The organism is Anaeromyxobacter diazotrophicus, from assembly GCF_013340205.1.
GTDB lineage: Bacteria > Myxococcota > Myxococcia > Myxococcales > Anaeromyxobacteraceae > Anaeromyxobacter_A > Anaeromyxobacter_A diazotrophicus.
Window position 1 is genome coordinate 105,630 of the sequence record NZ_BJTG01000002.1, and the last position, 26,497, is coordinate 132,126.

Genomic DNA, 26,497 nt, shown 5'->3' on the forward strand with positions numbered 1-26,497 from the left:
GCGCGAGAGGATAGCCGGGTCACCGCTCGGGCGCGACGCCGGCCGCCGCCAGCGCCGCCGCCGCCCGGCGGGAGAGCGCGTCCGCCTCGGCCACCTGCTCCGGCATCCCGCCGGCGCGGAGCGCGCGCGCCGCCAGCTCCTCCGCGCGCGCGGCGTCGACCGCCGCGCCGAGCGCCGCGAACGCCCCCGCCGCCTCGCGCAGCGCCGCCGCGGCCGGGCCGTGCCGCTCCTCGGCGGCGAGCACCCGCCCCCGCGCCCGCCGCGCCAGCGCCGCGAGCGCGCGCCCGCCGGGGTGGGCCGCCAGCGCCTCCAGCTCGGACGCCGCCGCCGCGGCGGCCGCCGGGCGCCCGCGCGCGAGCTCCACCCGGACCAGCTCGGGCCGGAAGAGCGCGTGGCACACCGCGCAGTCGCCGTGGCGCGCGAGGAGCCCGCTCGCCTCGCGCAGCGCGTCCTCCGCGGCGTAGATCGCGCCCGCCTCGAGCCGGTTGTGCGCGACCGTCGCGTGCAGGCGGCAGAGCGCGTGGCGGCGCAGCGGGGCGCGCTCCGCGGCCAGCACCCCCTCGCCGAGCACCGCCATCCCCTCCTCCACGCTGCCGCGCAGGGTGAGCAGCGCCCCCAGCCGGTCGAGCGCGAAGGCCTCGCCCAGGGCCGAGCCGCCCCGCTGGAAGAGCGCGCGCGCCTCGCGCAGCTCCGCCTCGGCCAGGTCGAGCCGGCCCGCGGCGAGCGCGATCGCGCCGGCCATCGCCCGGGCGGTGGCGAGCGCGAGCGGCGCCTGCCGGCCCGCGGCGCGCGCCCGGAAGGCGTCCACCTGCGCCGCCAGCGCCGGGAGCGGGCGGTCGCCAGCGAGCGCGTGCTCCCACAGGACGAGGTGCACGTCGAACGGCTGCTCCGGTCCGGGCTCGGCCGGCGCGGGGCGCTCCTCCGGCGGCGGCTCGCCCAGCTCCGCGGCGGCCAGCGCCGCCAGGTCGAGCCCGCGCCCGGCCAGCGCCGGATCCCCGAGCGCCCGCGCCTCCTCGGCGCAGCGCAGCGCGTGCTGGCGCGCCTCGCGGGGGCGCCCCTCGTGCCAGGCGAGCTGCGCCAGGAGGTGCAGGGTCTCCGCCCGCTCGTCGCCGCCGCCCGCCTCCGCGTCGGCCAGCGCCGCCTCGAGCTGCTCCCGCGCGTCCGCCCCGCGCCCGCCCGCGAGCAGCGCCAGCGCCGCCCCGCGGCGGGCGCGCACCCGCTGCTCCGGGCCCGGGCGCCAGCCGGCGAGGTCGGCGACGCCCGCCGCCAGCTCGAAGGAGCGGAGCGCGCCCGGCAGGTCCGCCAGCGCGAGCTGCACCTGCCCGAGCGCCTCGTACACCTCGAGCCGGGCCGGGCCGGAGGCGCCGGCCAGGTCGGCGCAGGCGAGCGCGCGCTCGTAGAAGCCGCTCGCCTCGCGCAGCCCGGTCCGGGCCGCGGCCCGGTGGCCGGCGGTCAGGAGGTGGCGGAAGGCGCGCTCCGGCTGGTCGGCGGCCGCGCGGTGGTGCGCGAGCGCCGCGGCCGCGTCCTCCACCCCGCCCGGCGAGGCCGCCGCGCGCGCCTCGAGCGCGTCGGCGATGGCGCGGTGCAGGGCGGCCCGCCGCGGCGCGGGCAGGGCGGCGTAGAGCGCCTCGCGCACGAGCGAGTGGTGGAAGTGGTGCCCCGCGCCGTCCTCGTCCACGATGCGCGCCTCGAGCACCTGCTCCAGCGCCGCCAGCGCCTCGTGGCCGGAGAGGCCGGTGGCGGGCTTCACCACCTCGACGTCGAAGCGACGGCCGGCCACCGCGGCGGCCTCGAGCAGCGCCACCACCCGGCCGCCCAGGCGCGCCACGCGCTCGCGCACCGCCCCGGCCGGATCGCCCGCCACCCGCAGGTGGCCCGACTCCTTGAACGCGCGCGCCAGCTCCTCCGTGTAGAACGGGCTGCCGTCGGTGCTGCGGTAGAACTGTGCCGCCAGCGCCTCGCTGGGCGCGGTGCCGAGGAGATCGGCGAGCTGCTCGCGGGTGGCGGCGAGGTCGAGCCGCTGCACCCGCACACCGCGCGCGAGCCGCTCGCAGTCGAGGTGCGCGAGCAGCATCTGCACCGGCGCGCCCGCGTGGACCGCGTCCTCGCGGCAGGTGGCCACCAGCATGAGCCGGAGCGCGCGCGCCTGGCGGGCCAGGAAGTGGAAGAGGTTCGCCGACGACTCGTCGGCGTGGTGCACCTCGTCGAGGAGCAGGTAGACCGGGCGCCCGCCGCCCACCGCGGCGAGCTGCGCCTGCACCGCCGCCAGCAGGCGCGCCTTCTGGGCGTCGTGCGGGCCCGCGGGGTGGGCGAGCTCGGAGAAGGGGTCGGCCGCGCCGAGGCCGCCGGCGCGCAGGTAGTCGGAGAAGAGGTCGGCGAAGCCGCCGAACGGCACGGCGCGGCCGGCCCGGAAGACGCCGGACATCACCACCGCCCCGGCCTCCTGGGCGAGGCGCGCCCCCTCGACGGCGAGCCGCGTCTTGCCGACGCCGCGCTCGCCCAGGAGCACGAGCGCCCCGGCGCCCTGCTCGACCAGCGACTCGAACAGGAGCAGGGAGCTGGCGCGGCCGCGGAGCGGCGCCGGCTCGGGCGTGCCGAGCAGCCTGCGCGCGGCGCGGCGGAAGCCGTCGTAGGGGAGGCGCGCCTGCGAGGGGCCGACCTCGCCGCGCAGCACCGCCTCGCGCAGCGCGGCGAGCTCCGGGCTCGGGCCGTGCGAGCCCCCGGCGCGCAGCGCCGCCTCGGCGGCGTCGGCCTGGCGGAGCGCGTCGGCCCGCCGGCCGGTCTCCGCCAGCAGCCGCACGAGCAGGCGCTGGGGCACCTCGGCAGCCGGGTCGACGTCCAGCACGCGCCGGAGCAGCGGGATGGCGCGCGCCGCGTCCCGGCGCTCGGCGAGCTGGCGGGCGAGCGGCAGCGCCGCCGCCGCGAACCTGCGGCGCAGCAGGGCGCGGGGCTCCTCGAGCCAGGCCGCGTCGCGGTGCTCGGGCGCGAGCTCGCCGCGGTAGAGCGCCACCGCCTCCTCGAGCTCGTCCGGGCTCCCGGCGGCCGCGAGGAAGGCGTCGACGTCCACCCACACCTCGGGCGCGAGGCGCAGCTCGCCGCGCTCGAGGTCGACGAAGCGGCCGCCCAGGATCTGGCGCAGGTCGTACAGGGCGCGGTGGAGGTTGTTGGCCCCGTTCGACCCGTCCCGCTCCGGCCAGAGCCGGTCGATGGCGGCGTCGCGGGGGAGGGTGCGGCCCGGGGCGAGCGCCATGAGCTGGAGGAGGTCGGCGGGACGGCGGCGGCGCCAGGACGCGTACGGGATCGGCGCGTCGCCGCGCACGACCTCGAACCGGCCGAGCAGAAAGACCTTGATGGGCGCGGCCGCACGCGCCGGCAACGCAGCTGGGCGGCACTCCCCGATCATCGCCAGCCCTCCCCCGGACTGGAACGTTAGCAGAAAACCTTGCGCAGCCCCGGAGGAGGGGAATGGGGCGAAATGCCGCGGCCGGATGGCAGGAAAGCGGCGATCGAGGGCGCGCCGCGCTAACGAGACGGCATGCGCCATCGCGTCTCGATGCCCCATCCGCACGGACACCTCTTCCACGTCGAGTTCTCCGTGCCGCGGCCCGGCGACGCGCTCACGGTCGGGCTGCCGGTCTGGACCCCCGGGAGCTACCTCGTCCGGGAGTATGCCCGGCACCTGGAGGGGCTCACCGCCGCCGACGGGGCCGGACGGGAGCTCCCGGTGGAGCGGCTCGACAAGCACCGCTTCCGGGTGGCGTCGCGCGGGGCGGAGGAGGTGACGATCCGCTACCGCGTCTACGCGCACGAGCTCACGGTCCGCACCTGCCACCTCGACGGCACCCACGGCTACTTCAACGGGGCGGCGCTGCTCCTCTACGCCGAGGGGCGCGAGCGCGACGCGCAGGAGCTCGAGGTGGTGCCGCCGGACGGCTGGCGGGTGGCCACCGCGCTCGACCCGGCGCCGGGCGCGCGCGACCCGTTCGGCGCCGCGGCCGGCGGCGAGGGGTGGCGCTTCACGGCGCGCGACTACGACGAGCTGGTGGACTCGCCGGTCGAGGTGGGCACCCACGCGCTGGTGCGCTTCGAGGCGGCGGGCCGGCCGCACGCGCTCGCGCTGTGGGGGCGCGCCGCGGGCGGGCTCGACCCCGACCGGCTCGCCCGCGAGGCGGCGCGGCTCGTCGAGCACTTCGCGCGGCAGATGGGCGGGCTGCCGTACCGGCGTTACCTGTTCATCGTCCACCTCCACCCGACCCTGCGCGGCGGCCTGGAGCACGCCGCCAGCACGACCCTGCTCGTGAAGCGCGGCGGCTTCTTCCCCAAGGACGCCTACCAGGACACGCTGGCGCTCGTCGCGCACGAGTTCTTCCACGTGTGGAACGTGAAGGGCCTCCGGCCGGCGGCGCTCGTGCCGTACGACTACCGGCGCGAGCAGTACACCCGCCTGTTGTGGTGGTTCGAGGGGGTGACGAGCTACTACGACGAGCTCACGGTGGTGCGGGCCGGGCTCGGCGCGGCGAAGCGCTACCTCGAGCACCTGGGCGAGGAGCTCACCGCGCTGGCGCGCCAGCCCGGCGCGGCCAAGATGAGCCTGGAGGAGGCGAGCTTCACCGCCTGGGTGAAGTACTACCGGCCCGACGAGAACTCCCCGAACAGCGCGGTCTCGTACTACCAGAAGGGCGAGCTGGTGGCGCTCCAGCTCGACCTGGCGCTGCGCCGCGCCGGCGGGTCGCTCGACGAGCTCGTGCGGGCGCTGGTGGAGCGGCACGGCGCGCGCGGCCTGCCCGAGGACGGCGTGGAGCGGGCGGTGGCGGAGCGGCTCGGCGCCGACGCGGCGCGCGCGTTCTTCGACCGGTACGTGCGCGGCACCGCGCCGCTCGAGCTCGACCTGGCGCAGCTCGGGCTCGCGGTGCGGCGGCGCCGGGCGCAAGGCTGGGACGACAAGGGCGGCACGCCCGCCAAGCCGGACGAGCGGCCGGCGCCGGGTTGGCTGGGGGCGGCGATCCCCGAGGGCCCGAAGCTGAAGGTGGCGAGCGTGCGCGAGGGCGGACCGGCCTGGAAGGCCGGCCTCTACGCCGACGACGAGATCGTGGCCGAGGACGGCCTGCGCGTGGATCGGGCGGCGCTGTGGAACCGGCTGTGCGAGCGCGGCCCGGGCGGCGCGCTGCGCCTCACCGTGTTCCGGCGCGACGAGCTCCTGGAGGTGGAGGTTCCGCTGGGCGAGGCGCCGGAGGACACGCTGTGGCTCGAGCCCGCCGCCGGCGCCGGCCCGGCCGAGCGCGCCGCCTTCGAGGCGTGGTGCGGCGCGCCCTTTCCGACCCGTCCCGCCTGAGCTAGGTTCGGCCGCCATGACCTTCGACCCGAGCCTGCACGCCGCCCGCCGCCGCGAGATCGCCGCCCGCATGGCGGCGGAGGGGGGCGGGGTGATGCTGCTCCCCGCCGCCGAGGAGAAGCTCCGCAACGCCGACGCCGAGTACCTGTTCCGGCAGGACTCGGACCACGCGTACGTGACGGGGCTCGACGAGCCGAGCGGGTGCGCGCTGCTCTACGCCGACGGCCGCTACGTGCTGTTCGTGCGGCCGCGCGACCCGGAGAAGGAGATCTGGACCGGCCGCCGGGCCGGGGTGGAGGGCGCGAAGGCGGCGTACGGCGCGACCGAGGCCTACCCGGTGGGCGAGCTCGACCAGCGCCTCCCGGCGCTGCTGGACGGCGCCGGCACGCTCTGGTTCAGCCTGGGCCGCGAAGCCACCTGGGACGTGCGGGTGGGGCGCGTCCTGTGCGACCTGCGGTCGAGGGCGCGCGCCGGGGCGCGGGCGCCGCTGCGGATGGCTGACCCCGCGCTCGTGCTGCACGAGCTCAGGCTGGTGAAGTCGGAGCCGGAGGTGCGCGCGCTGCGCAAGGCGGCCGAGATCACCGCCGAGGCGCACCTCGCCGCCATGCGCGACGGGCAGCCCGGCCGGCGCGAGTACCAGGTGCAGGCGGAGATCGAGTACGCCTTCCGCCGCCGCGGCGGGACCGGCCCCGGCTACGGGACGATCGTGGCCGCCGGCCCGAACGCCACCATCCTGCACTACCGCGCGAGCGACGCCCCGCTGAAGGACGGCGAGGTGTGCCTGGTGGACGCCGGCGCCGAGTACGACTTCTACACCGCCGACGTATCGCGGACCTTCCCCATCTCCGGGTCGTTCACGAAGGCGCAGCGCGCCGCGTACGAGGTGGTGCTCGACGCGCAGGTGAAGGCGATCGAGGAGGTGAAGCCCGGCGCCACGCTCGACGCCATCCACGACGCGACCGTCCGGCGGCTCATCGAGGGGATGCTGGCGCTCGGGCTGCTGCGGGGCACGGTGGACGAGCGCCTCGCCGACAAGTCGTACCGCAAGTACTACATGCACCGGACCAGCCACTGGCTCGGCATGGACGTGCACGACGTCGGCGCCTACTTCCTGGACGGCCGGCCGCGCCCGCTCGTGCCCGGCATGGTGGTGACCATCGAGCCCGGCCTCTACGTCCCGCCCGATGACGCGGCCGCCCCCGAGGCGCTGCGCGGGGTCGGCATCCGCATCGAGGACGACGTCCTCGTGACCGCCGAGGGCCACGAGAACCTCACCGCCTCGACGCCCAAGGACCCCGACGAGGTGGAGGCCTGCTGCGTCCGGTGAGGTCTGGGAGAGGCGCGCGAAGACTCCGCGCCTCCGTGCTTGACACCCCCAGGCCGGAACAGTAAAAACGCCGCCTTACGCGAGGGCAGCGCCTCCCGGGCGCCGCCGGCCGTCGAGCGGAAGAGTTTCATCGGGGAGTGGCTCAGCCTGGTAGAGCACTTGGTTCGGGACCAAGGGGTCGCAGGTTCGAATCCTGTCTCCCCGACCATCTAAACGCCCGTCATCGCAATGATTCTGCGGTGACGGGCGTCGTCGTTTCGGGCGACGTGGTGCGCTTTGTGGTGCGCCACGAGGTGCTCTAGTCTCGTCGCCCATGCGACGGGCCGCTTCAACCACCGCGCGGCCGAGCGCGTGGTGGCTAGCGCAGAGTCGCGCGCCGACAGGCCCTCCATCGTCACCGGGGATGTATATGGGCGTATGCGCTGGATCGCCCCCACGGAGAAAGACCTCGCAACCGAAACGCTCGAGAAGCGGCTGTGGACCGCTGCCGATGAGCTTCGTGCGAACAGTGGTCTCACCTCGGCGCAGTACGGCCAGCCCATTCTCGGCCTCATCTTCCTCCGCTTCGCCGACGCCAAGTTCGCGGCCCGCCGCGCTGCGCTGGACAAGGTCGCGACGGGCCGGCGCGGCTCGCGCGTCGACGAGCCGACCGCCTACCACGAGAAGGGCGTGCTGTACCTCGCGCCCGCGGCGCGCTTCGACGGCCTACGCGACTACCCGGAGGGCGGCAAGAACGGAAAGTCGCTCGGGCAGGCCATCGACGACGCGATGCGCGCCATAGAGGAGGCCAACCCGCAGCTCTCGGGCGTCCTCCCCAAGGCCTACTCCGGGTTCAATGCGCGCCTGCTGAAGGAGCTGCTTAAGATCTTCTCCACCATCCCGGTGGACCTCGAAGGCGACTCGTTCGGGAAGATCTACGAGTACTTCCTCGCCGAGTTCGCCATGGCGGAGGGGCAGGGCGGCGGCGAGTTCTACACGCCGCTTTCCATCGTCCGCCTCCTCGTCGAGATCCTGGAGCCATTCAAAGGTCGCGTGCTCGATCCCGCCTGCGGCTCCGGTGGCATGTTCGTGCAGAGCGCTCGGTTCGTGGCGGAGCATCGGAAGAACGGCGCCACGGACGAGCTGTCAATTCACGGGGTCGAGAAGGTCGATTCGACCGGCCGCCTCTGCCGCATGAACCTGGCCGTCCACGGCCTCGAGGGCACGATCCGTCACGGCGGCGAGCTGAACAGCTACTACGACGACCCGCACAACGCGGTGGGCAGCTTCGACTTCGTGCTCGCGAATCCGCCCTTCAACGTGAACAACGTGGACAAGGATCGGCTCAAGGACGCGGTCGGGCCCAGCCGCCGGTTCCCGTTCGGCCTGCCGCGGCCCGACAACGCGAACTACCTCTGGATCCAGCTCTTCTACTCGGCGCTCGACGCCAGCGGCCGCGCCGGGTTCGTCATGGCGAACTCGGCGTCGGATGCGCGCAACTCGGAGCAGGAGATTCGGAAGCAGCTCATCGAGTCGCGCGCTGTCGACGTGATGGTCTCGGTCGGCTCGAACATGTTCTACACGGTGACGCTGCCGGTGACGCTCTGGTTCCTGGATCGCGGCAAGCCCAAGGAACGCCGAGACAAGGTGCTGTTCCTCGATCTGCGGAACATCTACCGCCAGATCGACCGCGCCCACCGCGACTGGACCGAGGCGCAGATCGGCTTCATCGCCAACGTGGTGCGGCTGTACCGCGGCGAGCAGGTGGACCTCACCTTCGGCGGCGCCGAGGCGGACGCGAAGCTGCGCGACGTGTTCGGCAAGAACCCGAAGTACGCCGATGTGGCCGGATTCTGCAAGGTCGCCAGCGTGAAGGAGATCGAGGCGCAGGGCTGGAGCCTCAACCCCGGTAGATACGTCGGCGTCGCGCCCGGGGAAGAGGTGACTGACGAGGACTTCAAGGCGCAATTCGAGGCGCTCAACGAGGAACTCGAGACGCTTACGGCCGAGGCGCGGAAGCTGGAAGAGACGATCGCGAAGAACGCGGCGGAGATCCTGCAGCCGTGATGGACACCATCTCGATAGCGGATCTGGTCCGAGAAGGTGCCATCCTCGACATCCAGGATGGGAATCACGGTGAGAAGCATCCAACCGCCGCTGACTATGTCGATTCGGACGGGGTGCCGTTCTTGATGGCGCGGGACTTTCCGAACGGCAGTCTCGATGTCAGCAATGTTACGCTGCTGCGCCGAGACGTCGCGTCTAAGTTGCGCGTTGGCTTCGCCAAGCCGGGCGACGTGCTGCTGACGCACAAGGGAACGATCGGCGCTACAGGAATTGTGCCGAACGGGTTCGATTACGTCATGCTCACGCCCCAGGTGACGTACTACCGCACGGATCCTCGAAAGCTACTGAACGTCTACCTGCGGTGCGCGTTCAGAGCGCCCGCCTTCCAGCAGCAGCTCGCTGCCTTTTCCGCGCAATCCACCCGCCCGTTCGTCAGCATCTCAGCGCAGCGGTCATTGGTTGTGCCCGTGGCGCCATACTCGACGCAGCGACGGATCGCGACGCTCGTGTCCAGTTACGACGACCTCATCGCCAACGGCGAGCAGCGAATTCGGGTGCTCGAGGGAATGGTGCGAACCATTTACCGCGAGTGGTTCGTGTTGTTCCGCTACTTCGGTCGCCAGAAGGTGCAGGTTGTGTCGTCGCCTACAGGTCCAATCCCGAAGACTTGGACGGCGACGACGCTCGGCGCTGTCGTTGAAGCGGAAACCGGGAAGCGACCGAAGGGGGGTGCATCCTCGGTAGAGGACGGAGTTCCCTCCGTCGGAGCAGAGAATGTGAACGGGCTGGGCCGGCACGACTACGCTGTTGAGAAGTACGTCCCACGCGCATTCTTTGAACAGATGAGGAGCGGTGTTGTCCGAGATCGGGACGTCGCTCTCTATAAGGACGGCGCTTACATTGGCAGGTCGACATATTTCCGAGATGGGTTCCCACACCAAACGTTTGCGGTGAATGAGCACGTGTTTCTGCTGAGGACTGTAAGCCGGCGGCTCGGTCCGAACATGCTCTACTTATGGCTACAGCAGCCCGAAACTGTTCAGACGATCCGCTCCAAGAACGCTAATGCTGCGCAGCCTGGAATCAATCGAACTATCCTGAACGGATTACCTATTACTATTCCGTCGGAGGATGTTGCGGTTCGGTTCGAATCGCTCGTCGAGCCTTTCCTGGCTGCCATCGTCACGCTGGCGAAGCAGCGCGAACTGCTCCGTCGTGCGCGCGACATTCTTCTTGTGCGGCTCTTCTCTGGTAGGCTTCGAGTCGGCACCGCATGACACCCCACGCCTACACCGAGCTGGCGCTGGTCGAGGCTGCGACGATGGAAGTGCTCGCGTCGCTCGACTGGCCGACGGTGTCGGCGGCGGACGAGACCTTCAATCCCGACGGGACGCTGGGGAGAGAGTCGGCGCGGGAGACGGCGCTCCTCCCGCGCCTCCGTGCGGCGCTTGCGAAGCTGAACCAGGGTGTGCCCGCTGCGGCGCTCCAGCTCGCCGTCGACGAGCTGCTCCGGGATCGCCTCGCCATGGGTGCTGCGGCCGCGAATCGCGAGGTGCACGCTCTCCTCACGGAGGGCGTGCAGGTCTCGGTGATGAACCCCGAAACGCGAGAGCAGGAGCTGCGCACGATCCGGCTCGTCGATTGGGAGCACCCGGAGCAGAACGATTTCCTCGCCGTCGAGCAGCTCTCGCTCGAGGGTCCGCTCTACACCTGCATCCCGGACGTCGTGCTGTTCGTGAACGGCCTGCCGTGGGTCGTCATCGAGCTGAAGAAGCCCGGCGTCCCGGTGCGGCAAGCGTTCGACGAGAACCTCACCAGCTACAAGCACCCGCAGAACGGCGTCCCGCAGCTCTTCGCCTACAACGCGCTGCTCGTCGCGTCGAACGGCACGGACGCGAAGGTGGGCTCCCTCACCGCGGACTGGGATCGCTTCTTCGAGTGGAAGCGCATCGAGCGCGAGGACGAGCCGCGGCGCGTCTCGTTGGAGGTGCTGCTGCGCGGGACATGTGAGAAGGGACGGCTCCTCGACCTCGTCCGCAGTTTCTCGCTCTTCTCCGCGCACAAGACGGGCTTGGTCAAGGTCCTGGCCCAGAACCATCAGTATCTCGGCGTGAACAGCGCCATCCGCCAGGCGCTCGCAGCACGCGAGGCGGGACACGGGCGCGCGGGCGTCTTCTGGCAGACGCAGGGCTCGGGCAAGAGCTTCTCGATGGTATTCTTCGCGCAGAAGATCCTGCGCACAGTCCCCGGGAACTGGACGTTCGTCGTCGTCACCGATCGCGTCGAGCTGGACGATCAGATCGCGAAGACCTTCGCCGCGTGCGGAGCCGTCGCCGACGCGACGGCGTGTCACGCCTCGAGCGGCGCCCACCTACGCCAGCTCCTGGGCGAGAACCACCGTTACGTCTTCACTCTCCTCCACAAGTTCCAGACGGCGGAAGTGCTGAACGACCGGCGCGACGTCATCGTCATCGCCGACGAGGCGCACCGTTCGCAGTACGACCAGCTCGCCATGAACATGCGGGCGGCGCTGCCGAACGCGCTCTTCGTCGCCTTCACGGGCACGCCTCTCATCGCAGGCGAGGAGCGAACGCGCGAGGTGTTCGGCGATTACGTCAGCATCTACGATTTCCAGCAGTCGATCGAGGACGGCGCAACCGTCCCGCTCTTCTACGAGAACCGCACGCCCGAGTTGCACCTCAGGAATCCCGACCTGAACGATGAGCTGTATGAGGTCATCGACGAGGCGGGCCTCGACGATGAGAGCGAGGCGCGGCTCGCGCGATTGCTCGGGCAGCGCTACCACCTCATCACCCGGGACGACCGGCTTGACGCCGTCGCGAGGGACATCGTTCAGCACTTCCTCGGCCGCGGGTTCCAGGGGAAGGCGATGGTGGTCTCGATCGACAAAGCCACGGCGCTCCGCACCTACGACAAGGTCCGGCGCGCGTGGGAGGCGGAGAAGGCGCGCGTCAGGGCCGCCATCGACTACGGCAAGCCCGGCGAGGAGCTGGACGGCCTCGGCGAGCGGCTACGCCGGCTCGACACGGTGGACATGGCGGTCGTCGTCTCGCCTGGGCAGAACGAGATCGAGGAGATGCGCCAGCTCGGCCTCGACATCGTCCCGCACCGCAGGCGCATGGTGGATTCGCAGCCACCGCTCGACGAGAAGTTCAAGGACCCGGACGATCCGCTCTCGCTCGTTTTCGTCTGCGCGATGTGGCTCACGGGCTTCGACGCCCCAAGCTGCTCGACCATCTACCTCGACAAGCCGATGCGGAACCACACGCTCATGCAGACCATCGCGCGTGCCAACCGCGTCTATCCGGGAAAGCAGAGCGGGCTCATCGTCGACTACGCCAACGTGTTCCAGTCGCTCGAGAAGGCGCTCGCGATCTACGGCGCCGCGCGCGGAGTCAGGACGCCGGTGCGCGAGAAGGACGAGCTCGTGGGCGAGCTGCGCGCCGCAGTCGCCGACATCGAGGCCTTCTGTGCCGCTGCCGGCGTTCAGCTCCCGGCTATCGAAGCGAGCACGAACGCGCTGGAGCGGCTCACTCGTGTCGGAGAGGCTTCGAACGCGCTCCTCGCCTCCGACGAACGCCGCAAGGCCTTCCTTGCACACGCGCGCCTCGCCGAGCGCCTGTACGCGGCCATCAAGCCCCACCGAAGCGCAGCCGAATTCGCGGTGCGCATGTCCACCGTGACCGCGTTGGCGGAGCGGATCCGCGCCGAGACCACGCCTGAGCAGGCCGATCTCACCTCCGTCTTGGCTCGCATCGGCGACGTCCTCGACCGCTCGATCCAGGCGCCGGCGGAGGTGAGGGACCGGCCGGGGCCGCCGCCCATCGACCTCTCCCGGATCGACTTCAACGCGCTTGCGGCACGGTTCCAAGCGTCGGAGACGAAGAACCTCGATCTGGAGCGGCTGAAGGCGGCGATCCGCGCCCAGCTCGACAAGCTCATCGCCGCGAACGAGACGCGCGTGGACCTCCGCGAGCGCTTCGAGGCGCTCATCGAGGAATACAACGTCGGGTCGAAGCAGATCGAGCAGCTATTCCATGACCTGCTGGCGCTCAGTCAGACGCTTACTGACGAGCAGAGCCGGCACGTGCGCGAGCAGCTCACGGAGGAAGAGTTGGTCGTGTTCGACCTCCTCACTCGGCCCGGGCCGGAGCTCACGACCGACGAGCGAAGCGAGGTGAAGAAGGTCGCCCGTCAACTTCTGCACAGGATTCGCGGCATCCTGACTGTCGACTGGCGCCTCACGGCGCAGGCTCGCGCCCGCGTGCGGAGCGCGATCGAGGAGGCCCTCGACGAGGGCCTGCCCCGCGCGTACACGCCGGAGGTGTTCAAGACGAAGGCTGGCGCCGTGTTCCAGCACGTGTACGAGCACGCCTCGGCCGCATAGCTTTGGATGGCTAGCGGACCTGGGGTCGCCAGCGCACGCTAGTCGGGCAGTGCTGCAAGATCGCTAGCGAGCATTTCGAGGACGCCGTCCGGGTTCACGGTGCCCATTACGAGCCACGCAAACCACTCATCGATCACTCCGAGCGCCTCTGGCGTGAGCTCGAAGTCCGTCATCTTGTAGCTCGCTGGATCATTCCCGATCGGCTGCGTGTGATCCAGCCGTAGGATCGACTCGGAGCTCCCGCCGATCGGGAGTCGATCGTATGCGTACTGCGGATACTCGCCTCGTGAGATCCGCCGCACGAAAGCCTCAGGCCATCCAGCTCGTTTTCCGTTCTGGGCTTGATCGGATTCGGTGGACAGGTTGGTCACGCCGCTGACTGCTCGGCGCGTGCTGCTCTCTCGAACTCCGCCGGGCTCATGTAACCGAGCACCGAGTGCCTGCGCTGCTGGTTGTAGAAGACCTCAATGTAGTCGAACAACTGCTCCTTCGCGGCCGCGTGGCTCTCGAAGCGTTCGCCCAGCTCGGACTTGAGCGTCGAGAACCAGCTCTCCATAGCAGCGTTGTCGTAGACGTTGCCGCGCCGGCTCATGCTGCACGTGATCCCGTGCTCGGCGAGGACGCGCTGGAACGCTTCGCCCGTGTACTGCGTGCCCTGGTCTGAGTGATGGAGCAGTCCGGCGTCCGGTCGACGCCGGCGCACGGCCATGTCGAGCGCGCGGGTCACGAGCTGCTGGTCGTGCACCGCGCTCGTGGCCCAGCCCACGACGAAGCGCGAGTACAGGTCGACGACGACCGCGAGGTACAGCCAGCCATCGCCGGCACGGAGGTAGGTCGTGTCCGCAGCCCAGCTCTGGTTCGGCGCTGATGGGCGGAACTGCCGGTCGAGCAGGTTCGGAGCGACCTGCTGGGCGTTCTCGACCGTCGCCATTGCGCGGTAACGGCGCCGCTGGCGGGCAGCGATCTTCTCGGCCTGCATCAAGCGAATCACGCGGCCGCGGCTCACGAACACGCCGCGCGCCTCGAGCTCCGCATGAATGCGCGGGCTGCCGTACGTGCAGCGGCTCCGCTGGTGGACCTCGCGGATCAGAATCGTGAGCCGGGCGTCCTCGACGGCCCGCTTCGACGGCAGCCGTCCGCACCAGGCGTAGAACCCTGCCCGCGAGACCTCGAGCAACCTGCAGAGCTTCGTGATCCGGTGGATCGCCTTCTCCGCGTCGATGAACGCGAACTTCACTTCTGCTGCTTCGCGAAGACGGCGGCGGTGCATTCAGCCGGTCATCGCAACGCCAGAGTTGGTAGAGGTGCTCATGGCGCGACGGCGGCGGAACCTGACTCCAGCGGAACGCGCTGAGTTGTGGCGGCGCTGGAAGGAAGGGCAATCCCTCAGCGACATCGGGCGTGCACTTGGGAAGCACGCGGCCACTGTGTACGCCATCGTCGTCGCGCACGGTGGGATCCCGCCCGCCCCACGGCATCGCGCATCGCGGGTCCTTTCCTTTGCGGAACGCGAGGAGATCTCACGCGGCGCATCCGCAGGACTCTCGTGCCGCACGATCGCGGACACGCTTGGAAGAGCGCCGTCCACCGTGGCCCGTGAAATCGAGCGGAATGGCGGAAGAGAGTGCTACCGCGCTTCGGCTGCGGATGCGAACGCATGGCGGCGAGCACGACGCCCGAAGCTCACGAAGCTCGGAGGGAACGCCGCCCTCCAGCAGCTCGTAGCCGAGAAGCTGGCTTTAGACTGGTCACCCGAGCAGATCTCGGGGTGGCTCCGGCGTGAGCGCGCCGACCAGCCGCACATGCAGGTGTCGCACGAGACGATCTACAAGAGCCTCTTCATCCAGGCGCGCGGAGTCCTGAAGAAGGAACTGCGCGACCACCTGCGTTCAGGCCGCCGGGCCCGCCGCTCGAGCAGGGCGACAACCGCAGGACAGCAGCGCGGCTGCATTGTTGGCGGCGTCTCGATTCGGGAGCGGCCGCCCGAGGCAGAGGATCGGGCGCTGCCGGGGCACTGGGAAGGCGATCTCCTCACGGGGACCAACACGAGCCACATCGCGACGCTCGTCGAGCGGCACTCTCGCTTCACGATGCTGGTGAAGGTCGACGGCAAGGACACTGCGAACGTGGTCGCCGCGGTCGCTCGCCAGGTGCGCACCCTTCCGCTCGAGCTGCGGAAGTCGCTGACTTGGGACCGTGGAACCGAGATGGCGCATCACAAGCAGTTCACGCTTGCGACGAACCTGAAGGTCTACTTCTGCGACCCGCAGAGCCCATGGCAACGCGGGACCAACGAGAATACGAACCGCCTCCTGCGGCAGTACTTCCCGAAGGGGATGTCGTTCGCAGGCTACTCCCAGAATGACCTGGACGCGGTCGCACTACGGCTCAACCAGCGCCCGAGAAAGACACTGGGCTTCGAAACGCCAGCCGGTAGACTGGACCGAATCGTTGCGATGACCGGTTGAGCCCGCTGCGGCTTTTTTTAGGATCTCCCGATCCTCGCGGAGCTCGCGATTCTCCTTCCGAAGACGTGCGAGCTCTTCCTTCTCCGCCGTCGTGAGCGCGCCCGGCGGACCTTTGCCCCTGTCCACCTTCGCCTGGGCGACCCACGCCCGGACCGCGGTCTCGGTGAGGTCGAGCTCGCGTGCCACCTGCCCGGCGGTCTTGCCGCCCGACAGGACCTTCTTCACGACCTCGGCCTTGAACTCGTCGGTGAAGCTACGCCGCGGCCGCCGCTTCTTCCCTTCGGGCATGTCGGACACCGTAGACGCCATTCGCTAGGCGTCCACTAAACTCGATCAAGCCCAAGCCGAGCTGTCCGTTCCTCCAGCAGCTCGCCGAGATGGAGGCGATGGCCGCCCGGATCCCGAGGAACCGGATCGGCCTCGTCGCCGTCGACGGCTTCAGCTGGCCGCCCGAGCTGTACCTGATCGCGACCTTCGCGACTCGGGAAGAGGCCGAAGCCGCGCTGGCCGCGCACCAGGGCGCGGACGCAAAGCAGGCTGACTGGATCTCTGATCGCTATTTCCTCTACGAGGGGACGGGCGAGCCAGCGGCCGAGTAGCGGAGGCCTCGCGCAACACGTTGCGTTCTTCCCCCTCCGGAAGATCCATCAGATCCGCCCGCAGCACGCGACGAGCGTTTCCCCCCGGACCTCGAAGGATTGGGGTGCAACTTCCGCACTCGCGGTGTCGGCACCTAGTTGCGCGGAATGCCCTACGTCAGGGGGCCTTTACGCACCCCCACCAGCAGCATGCGCATGACCTGGCCGCGAGAAAATCGGCCCGCGCGCTCGCGCAAACCGTTTGCGCGGGTCGGTGGTCGGAGTCGTGGCCGCGCGCCGGGAGATCGCCTGGGGGGGGCGCAGGCGCGGGCTCACTTCGCCCACACCACCCCCAGGAAGTCCCGCCCGTCCCCTCGCCCCCACAGCGCCTTCCGCATGCAGATGCAGTCCGGAGCCGGCGGCTGCCGGTTCCGGCTCACGAGGGAGTCCTGGAACCGGAGGAGGACCTCCGTGGACCGGCGCTCCTCGCCCATGAAGCCGGTGAGGCGGTGGAGCATCTCGGTGACGCCCTGGGCGGCGACGGCGGTCGTGAAGGTGATCACCGCCGGGTCGTTCTCCTCCAGCTCGGGCGCGTATCGTTCGGCCGCCCGGGCTCGCCGCTCCACCGGATCCAGCGCCTCCAGGGCGATCGCGGCCGCGGTGATGCGACCCCGGCAGAAGAGACACGCCTCACCGGGCATGAGAGTGGTCACCCGACCGAAGATGCCGCGGAGCACGCCATCGGCGGAGTCGATCTTCACCGCCACGTCGAAGGTGGGGATGTAGTAGCGCGTGGCGAGCGCCACGAGCAGCGACCGGGGCGTGGCCTTGTCCGTGCAGCCGAAGACGATGTCGCAGTCGCGCAGGCGCTTCGCCACGGCCTCCTCGTCGATGTACGCGGGGATGGCGGTCACCTTCGTCCTCAGGCCGATGGCGGCGAGGTGGGCCCGCGCCAGCTCGGCCTTGTTCATCCCGGTCGCGGCGACCGTCGAGCCGTAGACCCGGGTGACGTTGGTCGCCGTCAGGGTGTCGCCGTCGAAGATCGACAGCTCGCCGACCCCGAGCCTCGCGAGCTGCTCCGCCACCGCGGACCCGGTTCCACCTGCGCCGACGACGCCGACGTGCAGGGCGTGGAGCAGCCGCTGGACATCCTCGCCGAAGGCCCGGACCTGGCGGTCGTAGAACTCGGGGAGGGGGCGCGCCTCGCCCACCTGGTCGTGGAACCGGAACCGGCCTCCGAGGACCCGGATCCGGGCGATGTCGGTCCACCGACCGCGGCCCCACACCCGGCCGCGAAGGTCGGACCGCGACGCGATCACCAGGCTTCCGTGCAGCCGCCCGGGAACGCGGGCGTCGAGGAACGTCATCAGCTTCGGCTCCTCGTGGTCGTCCTGGGGCGAGAACTCGCCGACGCCGCCGGGGTGGGAGTGCACGAATACCACCGAGCTGCCGTCGGCCTCCGCGCGCTTCGCGGCGTTCGCGTACGCCTGGGAGTCGATGCTGAGGCGCTGCGGCTCGCGGACGAGATAGTGGGCCCGCTCGACGGGGACGACCTCGCGCACCAGGAGGCGGTCCTCGCGCTCGGTGTGGCTGGTCCCGCAGATCAGGAAGGCCGCGCCCTCGTTCGGCTGCTCCGCGAAGATGGCGGCGAGCAGCTCGTCGAGCTGCGGCTCCAGGATGGTCAGGGTCACCATGGCCTACCGGCCTCCGCGCAGCTCGGCGAGGACGAGCGCCAGGAACGACCCGATCCCGTCCACCCCGGGCCGCCAGGGGGCCGCGAGGTGCCGCGAGAAGCGCTGCCACCGGCGGCCGGCGTGGTCCTCGAAGTGGTCGGCGCTCACCGGGTATCCGCCGGTCCGGAGCTGGAGCGGCGGGTCCACCCAGAACATGTCCAGGCCCGCGTTCGGGTAACCGTTCGGGATGCGGAGCATGAGGTCCGTCTGGGCGCGGTCGTACCGCGCCCCCGACACGGCGAGGTCCTTGGCGATGAAGAAGACCTCCGACGCGCCCCGGAGCAGCTCGTAGGAGATCCCCTTGGCGGCGAGGTACTCCTCGTCCGCCTCGGGCAGGCGCGGGCCCGAGTCGCCGGGGTTGATGGTCTTCGGGGCGGAGAAGAAGTGCGAGCCGGGCTTCAGCTCGATCGCGTCCGCGTCGCCGACCTTCACGTCGTCGGCGGGCCCCGCGACGACCGGGAACAGATCCCGGTCCGGGCCGATGGGCGGCGTCACGAGCGCCCGGATGTCGGCGCCCGTCATGGTGGCGGCGGACGCCTTGTAGGGCTTGCCGTCGATCTGGATCGGGATCTGATGGTCGCCGGGGTTGATCGTCGTCGGGGCGGAGAAGAGGTGCGTCCCGGGCTTCAGCTCGATGACGTCGGAGTCGCCGACCTTCCGGTCGTCCGCGGGGCCGGGGACGACGAGGAACAGGTCGCGGTCGGGGCCGATGGGCGGCGAGGCGAGGGCGCGGATCTGCGCGCCCGTCATCGTCGGGGCCGGGGCGTCGTACTTCTTCTGGTCGATGAGGATGGGGATGTGCATGGCGTACGGTCCTTTCGTTCGGGCGGTCCCGGGGCGCGGCACCATGCCGGCGCTCCCTGGCCACCTAAGAAGGGATGCTCCCCAGCCGGGATTTTTCGCGGTGCGTCCAGGCGGATCTGCTAACGTCCCGTCGCCACAGGTGTTCTAGGGGCGCCGCGAAAACCTGCCGGACGGGAGCATCAACCGGGTGGAGGTGCGGTGGACGGGAAGACCCGAGCGTATTTCGTGAAGGTCTTGCCGACCGTCTATCCGACGGTCCTGGCTCGCGCCGTCATGCTCGTGCGCCGGCGCCGGTGGTTCGTGAAGCGGTACGGTAGCGAGAAGGAGGCCGCGGAGGAGTTGGCGCAGGACGCGGTCCTCCGGACGATGACGGGGAAGCGGACCTGGAACCCGGCCAAGGTTCCGGACCTCGACTATTTCCTGAGCGGCGTGATGCGGAGCATTCTCAGCGCGGCGAGCAAGAGCCCGACGTTCCTCACCGAGCCGCTGAGCACGGTCCCGGTGGCGCACGACGGGGACGAGGCCTCTTCGGCCGACGAGGTCCTCGGGACGCTCGACGATCGCGCCCGCGGCATGAAGGATCCGGAGACGGCGCTGCTGGACGCGGAGGCCTGCTCGATGCTGGTGGACCGCGCGCTCGACGCCGCTGGAGACGACGCCTCCGCGGCCAAGGTCGTCGACGCGGTGGTCGATGGCTGCGAGAAGGTGGCAGAGATCGCGGATGCCACCGGCCTCACCGCCGAGAAGATCTATTCCGCTACCCGCAAGATCCGGGATCGGTACCGGAGGGGAGCGAAGCGATGAAGAAGCCCCCGCCTAAGAACACTGACGCCGAAGTCGCCTCGCGACTCGAAGGGCTCTTCGAGCAGGTCCCACTTGAACCACGTGAGATCGAGGAAACGCTCCGAGAGGTGGGGATAGATGCGAAGTCCGCCACGGAGCGGATGATGGCGCGCGTGTTGGAAGTTCAGGAGCACGAACGTCGTGAACGCTTGGCTCAGGCCGACTCGGAACGAAAGGCAGATGCCGTTAGGCACCAGTCGAAGCGCGGTGGCGCGTCGCTGCGGAGCCGGGCCGAGATGCTCGCAAGGTTCTTCGAGATCCGAACCCAGCACCCCGCGGCAGCCGCGATGTTTCGTGACTTTCAGTCCGCTTCGGACGAGGACCTACGGTCCCTTCTCGACGACCTCGAAGAACTGATCTCCGGTGGCGACTCGTAAGCCACAAGATGCCGACATGGCGAGGGGTGAGCGCGTCGCCAGGGAGGTGTACGCGGAGATCGGACTCGCTCACCCGACCGAGATTCCGATCGAGACGCTCGCGTACATGCGCGGCGCTCGCGTTCGCGATGTCCGGATGCCAGGGGCGCAGGGGCGGCTCGCCCGGCTCGGGTCGAAGGCAATTATCGCGGTCAGCGACGCGGTCACCTACGCGCCGCGGCGCCGGTTCGTCATCGCGCACGAGGTCGGTCACCTGGAGCTGCACGAGGCGGAGAACCAGATCGCGCTCTGCGACGAGGCCAAGATCGACGAGGTCTACGACCAGGGCACCGAGCGGGAGTCGAACGCCTTCGCGACAGAGCTGCTCATGCCCCGCGCCCTGTGGGCAAAGCGCGTGGACGTGGCGAAGCCCGACCTGAACGTGGTGGCGAAGCTCGCGGACGAGTTCCAGGTCAGCTTCACGGCAGCGGCGATCCGGTTCGCGAAGCTGTGCCCGGAACGATGCGCGGTCGTGTTCTCTCAGGACGGGGTGATCAGGTGGTCTGCGGCGGGACGTGAGTTCGGCCACTGGATTCAGTGGGGGGCGAAGCTGGACCGCTACACCCTGGCCTACGACTACTTCGCGAAGGGCGGGGTGGGTGACCGACCGGAAACCGTGGACGCCAGCGCATGGCTCGCGTCCGAGCGGCTCGGCAAGGACGACGACCTCGTCGAGCACTCCCGCCCGATCCCAAGCCTGAGGGCGGTGCTCTCGTTGCTGTGGATTCCCTCCGACCGAGAATTCTGAGGTGATGGCCGGCCTTCCCGGCCGGACCTGAGAAGGCAGTTACCTTCCTCGTCTCCGAGATGGGGGTCCGTTGAATTCAGGCTGACCCCCTTGCCGCATCCGGAGATTCGATCAGAGAGCGTTGGGGCGGGGGTGCTGTTCTCTACTCGGGCGGCGCCTTCGGGCGCTTCTGGAATGGTTTTGGACTCTTTGGGGCCGCGTTCATCGCGCAAGGAGGTTCCAACGCCGGCTGGTGGCTGGTTGCGCCGAAACAGTTGCGCGCTGCGTCGGCCGGGCGGACGATGAGCAAGAACTCTGCGTGAGGTCTCGTGGCGACGTTCCTGCGGCAGGTCAGTGGAATGCTGAAGGCCGGCGGCAACGTCGGCCGCGCCGAGAAGCTCGAACGGCAGGGTCGGCTCGCCGACGCGCGGGTGGCGCTCCTGCAGGCAATCGAGGCGACGGGGCTGGCCACTTCGAGCCTCCTCGAACCCGCCACGGCATCTAGCCGCTTCGTGGCGACGACGGCGCTCGCGCGCATTGCGGCCTTGCTCCACGACCGTGTCGAGGCCACGCAGTACGCAAGGGCTGGACTTGCGCTGTGGGCGGAGGCGCGCCTCGCCGTCCCGGCCATGCGAGACGTGAACGGGTTCGCGGAATGGGAGTCGTGGGCGCGCGCCTACCTCGAACGTGAGGCCACCCAGGACGAGGTTCCCGTCGGGATGAAGATCGAGTTCATCCCCGACGGAGCGCCGGAAACTCCGCTCATCCTGATCAAGGGGCGAGACGGCGAGGCCGTTCGCGCGCTTCGCGACGCGATCGCTCGCGCGGATCGCGGCCCGTTCGCTGTCCACGCGGTCCGCGGTGTCGAGCCGGTGGGTGGCTGCCACCTCGCGGCCGCGCTGGGCGATCGAGATCGCGGAGTTCGGCAGGTCGGGAAGCTCGCGTTCGAGTGGGTCCTGGATGCCGAAGGATGGGCGCAGGTAAATGGGTTGCTGAAGCCGTTCGAGGATCCCACGCCAGGTCGCGGGTTCCAGTACCTCAGCAGAGAAGGGGAAGTCCGGGTGCTGATCTCGCGCGACGGACGGTGGTAGCCGCCGGGACACGGCGCGGAGGTAGTCGTGTGGATCGTCTCGAAGCTGGTCGTCACACCGCGCACCTACTCGTTCGCGTCGAGTGGGCAGGGAACGAATGAGGATCTGGTCCTCCATGCTGATGACCAGGAACTCGTGAACATGCTGCGGCTGGTCGACTGGAGTGAGGATCCAGTGCAGGTCGTCGTGTGTGACGCCTGCGGCACCGTGGGGTGTGCTACCGGAAACTACGTCGCGGTTCGGCGGCTGGCGGACTACGTCGTGTTTGCACCACCGACGAGACCGTACGAAGAGACGGCGGACGAGACCGAGAAGGTCCAGTACCTAGAGCCATGGTTCATCAGGAAGCGCGGAGTCCCGCTCGTGCCAGTAGCTGAGTGGGATCGACTTCGGAACGACGGCTTCCCACTCCCTTCATCGGAATCGATGTCGCCGCTTCGGTGGAGCGAAGCGGTGATCGCTGCGCAGATCGAGGCGCCGCATCGGATGCTCGGTGATCCGGGACAGAAGCCGCAGCAGCGGCTGTCGGAAGTCGTTCAGGCGACGGACCCCTGGCTCGAAGCTGAAGTGCTTGACCGTCTCGGAGATGTTGCGGCCTGGCGAGCAAAAGGGACGATCGCGACGCTCAGGAAGATCATTTCCGGGCAGAAGGGGTCGCTGATCCTCAAAGATCCCTTTCAAGAGGTGGTCCTTTTCGGGAAGGACGGCGACGAATTTGGCCTCTACTTTGAGCCCGGCATGCTTCTCCTGCCGCGCCACTAGCACGAGCTTGGTGAGCAAGTTACGCAGCTCGGAGCGGACGGCGGTCGTAAGCACCAACGAGCAGTAGGGCCCCCGAGATTGAACCTGCGACTCGGGTGTCAGGCGCTGCGTGTCTCCCGAATGTCTCCCACTGTGGGGGGCAGGGACGGGGAGAGCTGGGGCATCCCGGGGTACAGGACTGAACCCGGAACCGACGTTTCGGACAGGTAAATCAGCGAAAAGGCGTGGACCATCGCTTGGTTGCCCGAACAGCGCCGGTCGGGTTCAAATCCTGTCTCCCCGACTTAGAAGGCCGCGATGTCGCTCGGGTTTCCGAGGGGCACGCGGCCTTCGTTTTTTCTGACGGTGACTTCGCCGCAAAATCCGCCGCAACTTCTTCAGCCTCGTCCAGGGCTGAGGGTAGCCCGGAGTGGCGCGCGCCAGCCCCTCGATGCCTGTGAGCGGCATCGCTGCCCGACGGGAAGAGGCGCGTCCGCTCGACGTCCGCGCGCTTTTGTAAGCCTGTCCGGGTCGCGTGGGCAGAGCGCGGTGGTGGACACGCCGGTCCCGGCAGCTCTCGCGAGCGCGACCCAGAACGTAAGAACATACGCCTCCGTCGCGTAGCAGACGCCCATGAACGGGCCAGGGCGAATGCGACTGTCGAGGCGGCGTTCAGGATTCGGCCCGAGCCGGCGCGTCCAATGTACGGAGGAGCGCGGAGCCTCAGCTTGGGAGACCGACGCGGAGTCGAGTCCCCGGCCGTGAGTTCACCGTAGACGTAACGTGAAGGACCGAGCAGGATCGAGGTAGGGGTGTCCATGAACGACGTGCGCGAGCAAATCAGGCTCCTCTCCATCTTCCACTACGTCCTGGCAGGGCTCACGGCACTCTTCAGCCTCATCCCGACGCTCCACGTCGTAATGGGTGTCAGCATGCTGCGCGGTCAGTTCGGCATCGTGCCCGGACAGATCGGCGCACACCGCGGGCCCCCTCCGGAGTTCGGATGGTTGTTCATCGGAATGGGCGCCTTCATGCTGCTGGCTGGGCTATCCCTTGCCGTACTTCTTCTGATCGCTGGTAACTCTCTGCGAGCCCACCGGCGGCGGACGTATTGCATCGTCGTCGCGGCCGTCTCTTGCGTGTTCTTTCCGTTCGGGACGGTGCTCGGCGTCTTCACCATCCTGACTCTGTCGAAGCCCGAGGCGAAGACGCTGTTCGCGCCTCCGCCGCCGCTCGCAACGGGCCAGACAACGTAAGGGACCGTGGCTCCTGCGCCCTTTATCGTCCGTCCCGCGGGCCCCTGTGATGCGGCTGCCATCACCGCCGTACACATCGACTCGATCACCGTCCTGGGTGCGCGAGGGTACGCGCCCGACCAGGTGGCGCAGTGGCGTCTACCCTGTGCGCCTCAGCGGTACGTCGATGCGATGGCACGCGGCGAGCACTTCTTCCTCGCGGTGACGTCAGACACGGCTCCGGGTCCACTCGGCTTTTCCGCGTATCGTGTCGAGCATGGTCTTCACCGAATCGCGACCTATGTCGCAGCACGCGGAGCGCGTCGGGGGGTGGGGACCGCGCTCTACCTTGCCGCCGAGGAGCTGGCGCGCACACGCGGGGCCCGCGAAATCCACGTCGACTCGTCCCTTGTAGCCGTCGACTTCTACCTCGCCCTCGGCTTCGACGAGGTTGCGCGCGGAGCGCACCCGCTGCGCATCGGGGGCGATCTGCCGTGCGTATTCATGCGAAAGGTGATTGTAAAGTCATAATCACCGTCGGGCAGGACGGCTGGCGGCTTGGCGACGGAGCTCACCTTCCCTTGGGGACCGTGAGCATGACGGAGACGATGGCGACGACGACCATCAGGATGTTGAATCCCAGCGCGATGATCGCGGCCCCGCGCACCGCCAGGTTGTCCTGACGGCCCTGGAACGTGATCACGCCCTCGAGCCAGTGCACGCTCCGCGGGTTCGCGCCGAGCGCCGTGAAGATCGCCGCGGAGATCGCCACGCCGAACGCCGCGCCCAGGGACGACGCCATCTTGTAGATGCCGGATCCGGAGCCAGACTGGGCGGCCGGCAAGTTGGACAGCGCCGCGTCGGTCGACGGCGTCGCGTAGAAGGCGAGCCCTACGCCGAACAACGTGTAGCCGATCACGGCCATCACCTCGTAGTCGGCCAGCATCACGTTGGCCGGGGTGAGCAGCAGGATCGAGGCGCCCGTGATCAGGCACCCCCACAGCATCGGCCGGCGGGCGCCGAAGCGCCGTAGCAGCTTCTCGCCCACGCGGATGAAGGCGATGATGGCGATGGCATAGCCGAGCGTCAGGACGCCGGCCTGCTGGGCCGACATGTTGCCGCCGATCTGCACGAGCTGCAGGGACACGATCAAAGTCCCGGCCACCGCGTTGAGAAGGAAGTTGGAGAGGGTTGCCCCGGTGTAGGTCGAGTTGCGGAACAGGCCGAAGTCGATGAAGGCGTTCGGAGCCTTGGCTTCGATGCGGAAGAACAGCCATCCGAAGACGACCGCCGTGGCCATCAGCGCGAGCGAGGCCGGGCTGCTCCAGCCGAGCCTGTTGCCCTGGGTGACCACCACCTGCACGGCCACCATCGCGACCATGAAGGCGAGCACTCCGGACCAATCGAACCTGTACTCGCCCCGGGTCTCGGCCCGGCTCTCCGGCGTCCCGCGCAGCAAGACCAGGCCAACAGCGGCGGCCGCCACCGAGGCGAAGAAGATGTAGCGCCAGCCCAGGTGCTGCGTCACGAGCCCGCCGAACAGCGAGCACACTCCGGAGCCACCCCACGAGCCGATGGACCACAGGCTGATCGCGCGCTGGCGCGCGGCGCCGTCCCAGTACGCCTTCACCAGCGCGAGGCTCGCGGGCATGATGCAGGCGCCCGAGAGCCCCTGGAGCGCTCGCCCCGCCAGGAGAGATGGCACCGCGAGCCTGCCCGAGGGCGCCAGGCCGACCAGCAGCGAACCGACCATGCTCAGGGCGAAGCCGAGCTTCACGATCTTCAAGCGGCCGACGCGGTCGGCCAGCCCACCCATCACCACGATGAAGATGCCCGAGAACAACGCCGTGATCGCCACCGCGATGTTCATCACGCTGGCGTCCGTGCCGAGCTCGCGGCTCATGTCGGGCGCGATGTTGAGCGTCGTCTGAGCGAACAGCCAGAAGGTCAGCACGCCCAGGATGATGCCGAGCAGGAGCCGGTCGTTGCCCTGGAACGAAACGCTGCTGGTGCCGGGCGCGCTCATCCGGATGGATCCTCCCGTGCTCGGAGATTGTGGCTACGTCATCTCGCCGGGATGAAGAAGCGCCGGACGAGCGATCGGCGTCATGAAGAGGACGCGTGGTCGTGCCAACGGAAGAAAAGGGGGCCGCCCGTCGGCGGGCCCCGCTTGAGACCTGAGCCCCGCAGGACCTTTGGCGCACGCAACCGGACGGAACGATCTGCGCACGCCCGCACGGGGGCGTGCCCCTCTGCCATCCGGCTAAGCCAAGCGGTCGGGGATCGGCTTCAGGCGATACACGGACCAGAAGAACAGGTCCGCCTTGTGCTGATCGGCGGCGAAGTTCGTGACTTCCTTGATCCGCCCGCCCTCGAACCGGAACACGAGGCACCACGTCATGTCCACGCCGCCAGCGACCTCGCTCCAGCCGCGGTGGTGGTCGATGACGTAGTCTCCGTCCGCGACCACCACGATGGGCTTCGCCTGGAAGCTCGCTCTCGCGAGCTGGTCGAAGAACGCGAGCACCTCGTCCACGCCGCGCTTCTCGCCAGCGAGTGGATGATGGCCGGGGATGCGCCACACGATGTCCGGTGCGAGCGCCTCGCGGACTCTCGCGACGTCCTTCGCGGCGTACGCGCCAAAGAAGTCCTCGATCACCTGCAGGTTGGGGTGCTTGGTCACGAATCCGTCCTTCTCGAGGGCCTGGCATCGGATCCGGACGACCGGTGGTCCGGATGCGGGTGGTG

Annotated in this window: 21 protein-coding genes, 1 tRNA gene and 1 pseudogene; 15 read left to right on the forward strand and 8 right to left on the reverse strand. The window is 69.6% G+C overall.

Annotated elements, in window-relative coordinates; genetic code table 11:
- Positions 1-19: 19 nt before the first annotated feature.
- Positions 20-3,403 (reverse strand): ATP-binding protein, encoded by a 3,384-nt coding sequence (locus HWY08_RS03465; RefSeq protein WP_176062987.1) that lies wholly within the window; start codon positions 3,401-3,403, stop codon positions 20-22.
- Positions 3,404-3,535: 132 nt separating this feature from the next.
- On the opposite strand from HWY08_RS03465, the gene HWY08_RS03470 reads away from it, so the two are divergent.
- From HWY08_RS03470 to HWY08_RS03495, 6 genes are all read left to right on the forward strand, one after another.
- A complete protein-coding gene (locus HWY08_RS03470; protein WP_176062990.1) occupies positions 3,536-5,332 on the forward strand; it encodes a M61 family metallopeptidase in 1,797 nt (598 codons plus the stop codon).
- Positions 5,333-5,348: 16 nt separating this feature from the next.
- On the forward strand, positions 5,349-6,659 hold the full coding sequence (locus HWY08_RS03475; RefSeq protein ID WP_176062992.1) for an aminopeptidase P N-terminal domain-containing protein: 1,311 nt from the start codon (positions 5,349-5,351) through the stop codon (positions 6,657-6,659).
- A 131-nt stretch (positions 6,660-6,790) separates the two neighbouring features.
- A tRNA-Pro gene (locus tag HWY08_RS03480) sits at positions 6,791-6,867 on the forward strand.
- A gap of 209 nt (positions 6,868-7,076) precedes the next feature.
- Positions 7,077-8,705 carry a type I restriction-modification system subunit M gene (locus HWY08_RS03485; protein WP_176062994.1) on the forward strand — a complete coding sequence of 543 codons (1,629 nt, stop codon included), beginning with the start codon at positions 7,077-7,079 and terminating at the stop codon, positions 8,703-8,705.
- On the forward strand, positions 8,702-9,982 hold the full coding sequence (locus HWY08_RS03490; protein WP_176062996.1) for a restriction endonuclease subunit S: 1,281 nt from the start codon (positions 8,702-8,704) through the stop codon (positions 9,980-9,982). The genes HWY08_RS03485 and HWY08_RS03490 overlap by 4 nt, the downstream gene beginning before the upstream one ends.
- On the forward strand, positions 9,979-13,113 hold the full coding sequence (locus HWY08_RS03495) for a type I restriction endonuclease subunit R (RefSeq protein WP_176062998.1): 3,135 nt from the start codon (positions 9,979-9,981) through the stop codon (positions 13,111-13,113). The genes HWY08_RS03490 and HWY08_RS03495 overlap by 4 nt, the downstream gene beginning before the upstream one ends.
- A gap of 38 nt (positions 13,114-13,151) precedes the next feature.
- Here HWY08_RS03495 and HWY08_RS03500 read toward each other — a convergent pair whose 3' ends face one another.
- Both HWY08_RS03500 and HWY08_RS03505 read right to left on the reverse strand, forming a co-directional pair.
- Entirely contained in the window at positions 13,152-13,484 is a 333-nt protein-coding gene (locus tag HWY08_RS03500) for a hypothetical protein (RefSeq protein WP_176063000.1), read from the reverse strand.
- Positions 13,481-14,350 carry an IS3 family transposase gene (locus HWY08_RS03505; RefSeq protein WP_176063002.1) on the reverse strand — a complete coding sequence of 290 codons (870 nt, stop codon included), beginning with the start codon at positions 14,348-14,350 and terminating at the stop codon, positions 13,481-13,483. The genes HWY08_RS03500 and HWY08_RS03505 overlap by 4 nt, the downstream gene beginning before the upstream one ends.
- Before the next feature lie 73 nt (positions 14,351-14,423).
- On the opposite strand from HWY08_RS03505, the gene HWY08_RS03510 reads away from it, so the two are divergent.
- Complete coding sequence (locus HWY08_RS03510; RefSeq protein WP_176063921.1) at positions 14,424-15,581, forward strand: IS30 family transposase; 1,158 nt, start codon at positions 14,424-14,426, stop codon at positions 15,579-15,581.
- Positions 15,582-15,590: 9 nt separating this feature from the next.
- Here the strand turns inward: HWY08_RS03510 and HWY08_RS03515 are convergent.
- Positions 15,591-15,869 (reverse strand): annotated as a pseudogene (locus tag HWY08_RS03515) (transposase); the annotation flags it as partial.
- Positions 15,870-15,967: 98 nt separating this feature from the next.
- On the opposite strand from HWY08_RS03515, the gene HWY08_RS03520 reads away from it, so the two are divergent.
- Positions 15,968-16,180 (forward strand): hypothetical protein, encoded by a 213-nt coding sequence (locus HWY08_RS03520; RefSeq protein ID WP_176063006.1) that lies wholly within the window; start codon positions 15,968-15,970, stop codon positions 16,178-16,180.
- A gap of 311 nt (positions 16,181-16,491) precedes the next feature.
- Here HWY08_RS03520 and HWY08_RS03525 read toward each other — a convergent pair whose 3' ends face one another.
- A complete protein-coding gene (locus HWY08_RS03525) occupies positions 16,492-17,853 on the reverse strand; it encodes a ThiF family adenylyltransferase (RefSeq protein ID WP_176063008.1) in 1,362 nt (453 codons plus the stop codon).
- Positions 17,854-17,856: 3 nt separating this feature from the next.
- The gene (locus HWY08_RS03530) at positions 17,857-18,696 is read right to left on the reverse strand and encodes a multiubiquitin domain-containing protein (protein WP_176063010.1); all 840 of its coding nucleotides are present in this window, start codon (positions 18,694-18,696) and stop codon (positions 17,857-17,859) included.
- A gap of 198 nt (positions 18,697-18,894) precedes the next feature.
- On the opposite strand from HWY08_RS03530, the gene HWY08_RS03535 reads away from it, so the two are divergent.
- The 7 genes from HWY08_RS03535 to HWY08_RS03565 all read left to right on the forward strand — a co-directional run bounded on the left by HWY08_RS03535 (position 18,895) and on the right by HWY08_RS03565 (position 24,280).
- On the forward strand, positions 18,895-19,500 hold the full coding sequence (locus tag HWY08_RS03535; RefSeq protein WP_176063012.1) for a hypothetical protein: 606 nt from the start codon (positions 18,895-18,897) through the stop codon (positions 19,498-19,500).
- Positions 19,497-19,916, forward strand: a complete 420-nt coding sequence (locus HWY08_RS03540; RefSeq protein WP_176063014.1) for a hypothetical protein — start codon at positions 19,497-19,499, stop codon at positions 19,914-19,916. The genes HWY08_RS03535 and HWY08_RS03540 overlap by 4 nt, the downstream gene beginning before the upstream one ends.
- Positions 19,917-19,932: 16 nt before the next feature.
- A complete protein-coding gene (locus HWY08_RS03545) occupies positions 19,933-20,703 on the forward strand; it encodes an ImmA/IrrE family metallo-endopeptidase (RefSeq protein WP_176063015.1) in 771 nt (256 codons plus the stop codon).
- 308 nt (positions 20,704-21,011) lie between these two features.
- Positions 21,012-21,773, forward strand: coding sequence for a hypothetical protein (locus HWY08_RS03550; RefSeq protein WP_176063017.1), 762 nt, complete (start codon positions 21,012-21,014; stop codon positions 21,771-21,773).
- A gap of 27 nt (positions 21,774-21,800) precedes the next feature.
- A complete protein-coding gene (locus tag HWY08_RS03555) occupies positions 21,801-22,535 on the forward strand; it encodes a hypothetical protein (protein ID WP_176063018.1) in 735 nt (244 codons plus the stop codon).
- Between the two features lie 797 nt (positions 22,536-23,332).
- Entirely contained in the window at positions 23,333-23,770 is a 438-nt protein-coding gene (locus tag HWY08_RS03560; protein ID WP_176063021.1) for a hypothetical protein, read from the forward strand.
- A gap of 6 nt (positions 23,771-23,776) precedes the next feature.
- On the forward strand, positions 23,777-24,280 hold the full coding sequence (locus HWY08_RS03565; protein ID WP_209005109.1) for a GNAT family N-acetyltransferase: 504 nt from the start codon (positions 23,777-23,779) through the stop codon (positions 24,278-24,280).
- A gap of 40 nt (positions 24,281-24,320) precedes the next feature.
- Here the strand turns inward: HWY08_RS03565 and HWY08_RS03570 are convergent, their stop codons facing one another.
- On the reverse strand, positions 24,321-25,775 hold the full coding sequence (locus tag HWY08_RS03570; RefSeq protein ID WP_176063023.1) for an MFS transporter: 1,455 nt from the start codon (positions 25,773-25,775) through the stop codon (positions 24,321-24,323).
- 237 nt (positions 25,776-26,012) lie between these two features.
- A complete protein-coding gene (locus HWY08_RS03575) occupies positions 26,013-26,432 on the reverse strand; it encodes a nuclear transport factor 2 family protein (protein ID WP_176063025.1) in 420 nt (139 codons plus the stop codon).
- Positions 26,433-26,497 lie beyond the last annotated feature (65 nt).